The sequence below is a fragment of the Streptomyces globisporus genome (assembly GCF_003501885.1).
In the GTDB taxonomy this organism is placed as follows: Bacteria; Actinomycetota; Actinomycetes; order Streptomycetales; family Streptomycetaceae; genus Streptomyces; species Streptomyces globisporus_D.
The window spans coordinates 1-5,780 of sequence record NZ_QWFA01000274.1; the positions used below are offsets into that span (position 1 = coordinate 1).

Annotated in this window: 7 protein-coding genes and 1 pseudogene; 7 read left to right on the forward strand and 1 reads right to left on the reverse strand. The window is 71.7% G+C overall.

Features of this window, described 5'->3' with window-relative positions:
- From D3105_RS31540 to D3105_RS31570, 7 genes are all read left to right on the forward strand, one after another.
- The coding region (locus D3105_RS31540; RefSeq protein WP_118906297.1) for an MFS transporter at nucleotides 1-336 on the forward strand (336 nt) is incomplete at its 5' end.
- Nucleotides 305-1,474, forward strand: coding sequence for an acetoin utilization protein AcuC (locus D3105_RS31545; protein WP_118906298.1), 1,170 nt, complete (start codon nucleotides 305-307; stop codon nucleotides 1,472-1,474). The genes D3105_RS31540 and D3105_RS31545, both read left to right, overlap by 32 nt.
- Nucleotides 1,475-1,573: 99 nt before the next feature.
- Nucleotides 1,574-2,389 carry a phosphatase gene (locus tag D3105_RS31550; RefSeq protein ID WP_118906299.1) on the forward strand — a complete coding sequence of 272 codons (816 nt, stop codon included), beginning with the start codon at nucleotides 1,574-1,576 and terminating at the stop codon, nucleotides 2,387-2,389.
- Nucleotides 2,390-2,516: 127 nt separating this feature from the next.
- Nucleotides 2,517-2,729, forward strand: a complete 213-nt coding sequence (locus tag D3105_RS31555; protein ID WP_029182680.1) for a helix-turn-helix domain-containing protein — start codon at nucleotides 2,517-2,519, stop codon at nucleotides 2,727-2,729.
- A 121-nt stretch (nucleotides 2,730-2,850) separates the two neighbouring features.
- Entirely contained in the window at nucleotides 2,851-2,949 is a 99-nt protein-coding gene (locus tag D3105_RS31560) for a 30S ribosomal protein bS22 (RefSeq protein WP_003948845.1), read from the forward strand.
- 170 nt (nucleotides 2,950-3,119) lie between these two features.
- Nucleotides 3,120-4,208 carry an NAD-dependent epimerase/dehydratase family protein gene (locus D3105_RS31565; RefSeq protein ID WP_118906300.1) on the forward strand — a complete coding sequence of 363 codons (1,089 nt, stop codon included), beginning with the start codon at nucleotides 3,120-3,122 and terminating at the stop codon, nucleotides 4,206-4,208.
- 15 nt (nucleotides 4,209-4,223) lie between these two features.
- Nucleotides 4,224-5,321, forward strand: a complete 1,098-nt coding sequence (locus D3105_RS31570; RefSeq protein ID WP_118906301.1) for a lysophospholipid acyltransferase family protein — start codon at nucleotides 4,224-4,226, stop codon at nucleotides 5,319-5,321.
- Nucleotides 5,322-5,421: 100 nt separating this feature from the next.
- Here the strand turns inward: D3105_RS31570 and D3105_RS31575 are convergent.
- Nucleotides 5,422-5,780, reverse strand: a pseudogene (locus D3105_RS31575) (DUF5667 domain-containing protein); the annotation flags it as partial.

The window sequence follows — 5,780 nt, forward strand, 5'->3', positions numbered from 1 at the left end:
GCGGTGGCGCCCGGGGCCTGGGTGGGGATGCTCGGGTTCACGATGCTCGGGTTCGGGCTCTGCGTGATCGTGCCGCAGACCTTCGCCGCCGCCGGGCGGATGTTCCCGGAGAACAGCGACGCTGCCGTGGCCCGGCTGAATATCTTCAACTATGTGGGGTTCTTGGTCGGTTCGCCGCTCGTGGGCGCTCTGGGCGATGCGTGGAGCTATCGCGGGGCCATGCTCGTACCGATGGTTCTGGTGCTGGCGACGCTGGTGTATGCCCGCGCGTTCGGGCCGGAGCCCGCCCGATACGGTGGCGGGCATGAGCGGCCGCGCACAGCTGATGTGGGATGACGCAGTTACGGGATACGACTTCGGGGACACCCACCCCATGGACCCGGTCCGCCTCGCCCTGACGATGGGGTTGGTGCGGGCGTTCGGGCTCGATACGGCGGTGGATCTGCGGTCGGCGAAGCCCGTGGGGGACTCCACCCTGCGGCTCGTGCACCGGCAGGACTACGTGGCGGCGGTGCGGGCCGCCTCCGCGAATCCTCGGGCCGCTGACCAGAACTACGGGCTCGGGACCGTGGACGATCCGGCGTTCGCCGGGATGCACGAGGCGTCCGCCCTGATCGCCGGGCTGTCCGTCGGGGCCGCGGAGGCGGTGTGGAGGGGCGAGACCGAGCACGCGGTGAACTTCACCGGGGGGCTGCATCACGCCATGCCGGGGTCGGCCGCCGGGTTCTGCGTCTACAACGACCCGGCCCTCGCCATCGCCCGGCTGCTGGAGCTGGGCGCGGAGCGGGTCGCGTACGTCGATGTGGACGTCCACCACGGGGACGGGGTGCAGGCTGCGTTCTGGGAGGACCCGCGTGTCCTGACGATCTCGCTGCACGAGCACCCGAGGACGCTGTTCCCGCAGACCGGGTGGCCGGAGGAGACCGGGTCCGGGGACGGCGAGGGTTCCGCGGTGAACGTCGCGCTGCCCGCCGGGACCGGGGACGAGGGGTGGCTGCGGGCCTTCCACGCGGTGGTGCCCGAGCTGCTGGCCGACTTCCGGCCCCAGGTGCTCGTCACCCAGCACGGGGCCGACACGCACTTCGAGGACCCGCTCGCCCACCTCGCGGTGTCGCTGGACGCGCAGCGGGCGGTCATGGAGTCCTGTCACCGGCTGGCTCACGACCACGCCGACGGGCGGTGGGTGGCGCTCGGCGGCGGCGGGTACGCGGTGGTGGACGTGGTGCCCCGGTCGTGGACGCACCTGGTGGGGATCGCGGCGCACGCTCCGGTCGATCCGGAGTCGGTGGTGCCGCCGTCCTGGCGTGATCTCGTCTACGCCCGTACGCGGCAGCTGGGGCCGGGGCGGATGACGGACGGGCGTACGCCGTCGTGGAAGGCGTGGGAGGACGGGTACGACCCCGCGGACCGGCTGGACCAGGCGGTGCTCGCGACCCGGAAGGCCGCCTTCCCGCTGCGGGGGCTGCTGACCTGAGGCGCCCGGCGCGGGGCATTGTGCCGCGCGTTACGCCAACGGTGGGGCGTAACGGGATTCCGGCCCGCTCCGGCTCCGCGATACGGCAGCATCCCAGGGGTGTTGAGCACCGGGGCGCTGCGCGCCCATCTGCTGGCGGCCCGGCTGGCCGGGCCCGTGGCCACGTCGCGCGAGACCAGTCTGCGCAGCTACCGGCTGTTCGCCGCCCGGGATCCGCGGGTGCTGCTGGGGCTCGCGCCCGAGCGGGCCTGGGGCGAGGGCGAGCTGCTGCGGCTGATGGCGGACCGGTGCGGGGTCTCGGGCGACCCCGCGCATGTGAGCGGCCCCGATGCGATCGATCCGGATCGGACGGTGGCCGCGCTGGACGCGTTCGCGGAGCGGTTGGCGCTGGTGGCCGAGCGGCGGGCTCCGGTGCTGCTGGGGACCGGGCATCCGCACCGGCTGCTCGGTTTCTACGCCGGGCTGGCAGACGCTCTGTCGGCGGCGGGCTGTCCTGTTCTCACCCCCGCGCAGGGGCGATGTGTCGACATAACGACCCGGTTTGGCGTACGCCCGTACCGTCTCGACTACGTACGGGGTGTCGCCCTGGTGCGCGAACCAGGGGGGCGGCCCACCGGGGGCGAGACCGGCGCGCACACGCATTCGCCGCTTCCCGTGCGGCTCGCGCTCCAGGACGCGGCGGAGCGGCTCGGGGTGCTGCCCGAGCTGGTGATCGGGGATCACGGCTGGGTCTGCGGTGCAGGTCAGCTGGGGATCGAGGCGATCGGTCCGGCGGACACGGACGATCCGGCGCTGTTCGTGGGGGAGGCGGAGGGGCGGGTGTCCGTGGTCGTTCCGCTCGACGACGGCGTACGGGCGCCGTTCTACCGGCCGTTGACGCGCTATGTGCTCAATCGGGCCCGTCTGTCACAGTAAGCCGTCGATCGCCTCCCCTCTTCCCCACTCGCACCACCCGCCCCTAATCTGGGGAGTGAGCGCACAACGACGAAGAGTCACCGGAGGGGAAGCCGGTGCGCGTCCGGTGCGGAGGGACAGGTGGATCATGGCTGCTGACAACGAGAGGCCTCTCAACGAGGTCAAGTTTCTGACCGTGGCGGAAGTCGCCTCGGTCATGCGAGTGTCGAAGATGACGGTGTACCGCCTGGTGCACAGCGGTCATCTGCCGGCGATCCGGGTGGGCAGGTCCTTCCGGGTGCCGGAGCAAGCGGTTCACGCGTATCTCCGCGAGTCCTTTGTGGGGGTGGAATCAGCCTGAGGTGAGCCTCGGGTTGCCCGCGGATTACGTCCCTCGGACAGTGGCGGGTAGGCTAGGCCGACGTAGGTCGTGTGGGCCCAGACGCCCCGCACCAGTGAAGAAGAAGTGAGCGAGGGTAGTCGTGGGCTCTGTTATCAAGAAGCGGCGCAAGCGGATGGCCAAGAAGAAGCACCGCAAGCTGCTCAAGCGCACGCGCGTTCAGCGTCGCAACAAGAAGTAAGCGAACGCAGTTCGTGAGATCCGCAGCCCCTCCGCCGTTCCGGTGGAGGGGCTGCGGTGCGTTACAGGGAACCGTCCACCCGCTACGGTGACCGCCAGGGAAGTTACCGCGGGAAGCAGGGGAACAGGGAAGCAGGGTTCGGCTTCCCATGCCGACGGAAGGCACTGGTCTTGGGGAAGGTCGTCCTCGTCACAGGAGTGGCCCGGCAGCTGGGGGGCCGCTTCGTCCGGCGCGTCCAGCGCGATCCCGGGGTGGACCGGGTGATCGCGGTCGACGCGGTTGCGCCCCCGCACCAGCTGGGCGACGCGGAGTTCGTCCGCGCCGACATCCGGCAGTCGGCCATAGCGCGGATCCTGGCCGAGTACGCCGTCGACACGGTGGTCCACCTGGACGTCTCCGGCAAGGCGCTCGGCGCCGGCGGCCGGACGGCGATCAAGGAGACCAACGTCATCGGCACCATGCAGCTGCTCGGCGCCTGCCAGAAGTCGCCGACGGTGCAGCGGTTCGTGGTGAAGTCCAGCACGAGCGTGTACGGGTCGGCGCCCCGCGACCCCGCCGTGTTCACCGAGACCACCCCGCCCAAGTCGCTGCCGAGCGGCGGCTTCGCGAAGGACGCGGTGGAGGTCGAGGGGTACGTACGGGGCTTCGCCCGCCGCCGCCCGGACGTGGCGGTGTGCGTGCTGCGGTTCGCCAACATCCTGGGGCCGCACCCGGACTCGCCGCTCGCCGACTATCTGTCGCTGCCCGTCCTGCCGACCGTCTTCGGCTACGATCCCCGGCTCCAGTTCGTGCACGAGGACGATGTGATCGACGTTCTCGGGATCGCGGCGAGCGAGCCCCGGCGCGGAACGCTGAACAGCGGCACGTTCAACATCGCCGGCGACGGGGTGCTGCTGCTGTCGCAGTGCTCGCGGCGTCTGGGGAAGCCGACCGTTCCCGTGCTGCTGCCCGCCGTCACCTGGGTCGGCTCGGCGCTCCGTACGATCGGCATGACCGACTTCTCGCCGGAACAGATCCGGCTGCTCACCCACGGCCGGGTGGTCTCGACGGTGCAGATGCGCGAGACCCTCGGTTTCCGGCCGGAGTTCACCACGGCGGAGACCTTCGCGGAGTTCGCGCGGAGCCGGGGGCCCGGGCTGCTGCCGCCGGAGACGCTGGGCAGGGCGGTGGACCGGCTGGCGGCGTTGCCGCTGCCGAAGGGTGCCGGACCGCGGGAGCGCGGTGCCGGTGCGGTACAGACGACTCACGGCGCCAGGTAGAGGAGCGCACCGACGATGGCGGATGCCAAGGTCATTCCGTTCGACGACGACCGTTCGCGGTCCGGTGGCGGTGCGCGTCCCGCGCGGCGCAGGACCGGGACGGGCGGCAGCGGCCGGGGCGACGGCTCCGCTGCTCCGGTGAGCGCCCTGCCGGGGGCGCAGGTCCCCGAACAGCCCGGCCTCCTGTCCGACGGGTCCCCGGAGACCGGGGAGGCGGACGGTGGGCCCCGGGAGCCCGGTCCGGACGCGGTGGACGCGGGTCGTCCGCCGGCCGGGGGCTGGGAGCGGCGCATCGCGGGCGGGCTCGCGTTCCTGCGGCGGCGGGTCACCGGGGATTACGACGTCGACGAGTTCGGGTACGACCGGGAGCTCACCGACCAGGTCCTGATGTCGGCGCTGCGTCCGCTGGCGGACAAGTACTTCCGGGTCGAGGTGAAGGGCATCGAGAACATCCCGTCGGACGGCGGGGCGCTCATCGTGGCCAACCACTCCGGGACGCTGCCGCTGGACGGGCTGATGCTCCAGGTCGCGGTGCACGACAACCATCCGGCCGAGCGGCATCTGCGGCTGCTCGCCGCGGATCTGGTCTTCCATCTGCCGGTCGTCAACGAGCTGGCGCGCAAGGCCGGTCACACGCTGGCCTGTGCGGAGGACGCGCAGCGGCTGCTGGAGACGGGCGAGATCGTCGGGGTGATGCCGGAGGGGTTCAAGGGCATCGGCAAGCCGTTCGGCGAGCGCTACAAGCTCCAGCGCTTCGGGCGGGGCGGGTTCGTGTCGACGGCGCTGCGGGCGGGTGCGCCGATCGTGCCGTGCTCGATCGTGGGGGCGGAGGAGATCTACCCGATGATCGGCAACGCGAAGACGCTGGCCCGGCTGCTGGGCTTCCCGTACTTCCCGATCACGCCGACGTTCCCGTGGCTGGGGCCGTTGGGTGCGCTGCCGCTGCCGACGAAGTGGACGATCCAGTTCGGTGAGCCGATCCCGACGGACGGCTATCCGCCGGAGGCGGCGGAGGATCCGATGCTGATGTTCAACCTGACGGACCAGGTGCGGGAGCAGATCCAGCACACGCTGTACAAGCTGCTGGTGCAGCGGCGGTCGGTCTTCTTCTGAGCCCGCACTTCACGAGGAATCTTCTTCTGAGCCCGCACTTCACGAGGAAGGGGCCGGTACGCGATCCGCGTACCGGCCCCTTCCCCTGTCCGATTCGGCTTTACGGCCTGAGGTTCTCGCCGTCGATGCCGAGGCCCGGGAGGAGCCCGGGGAGGAGCGGGGGCAGGGTGACGTCCGGGGCGGCGGGTGCGCTCGGGCGGTTCTCGGAGGGCGGCGGGGTGAGCTCGTCCGTGGGGAGCTCGTCCAGCAGGCCGTCCGTGCCGCCGCCGAGCAGGCCGTCGTCCGGGGTGGCGTCGGAGGAGCCCGACGAGCCGGAGGGCTGGGGGTCCGTGCTGCCGTCGGTGCGGTCTCCGGGCTTCTCGGGGGAGGCCGGAGGCGCGGTGGCGTCGGTGCGGGGGGAGCCCTTGCCGGGGGCGGTGGTGGTGTCGGAGCGGCCGGTGTCCTTGTCCTCGCCGGGGG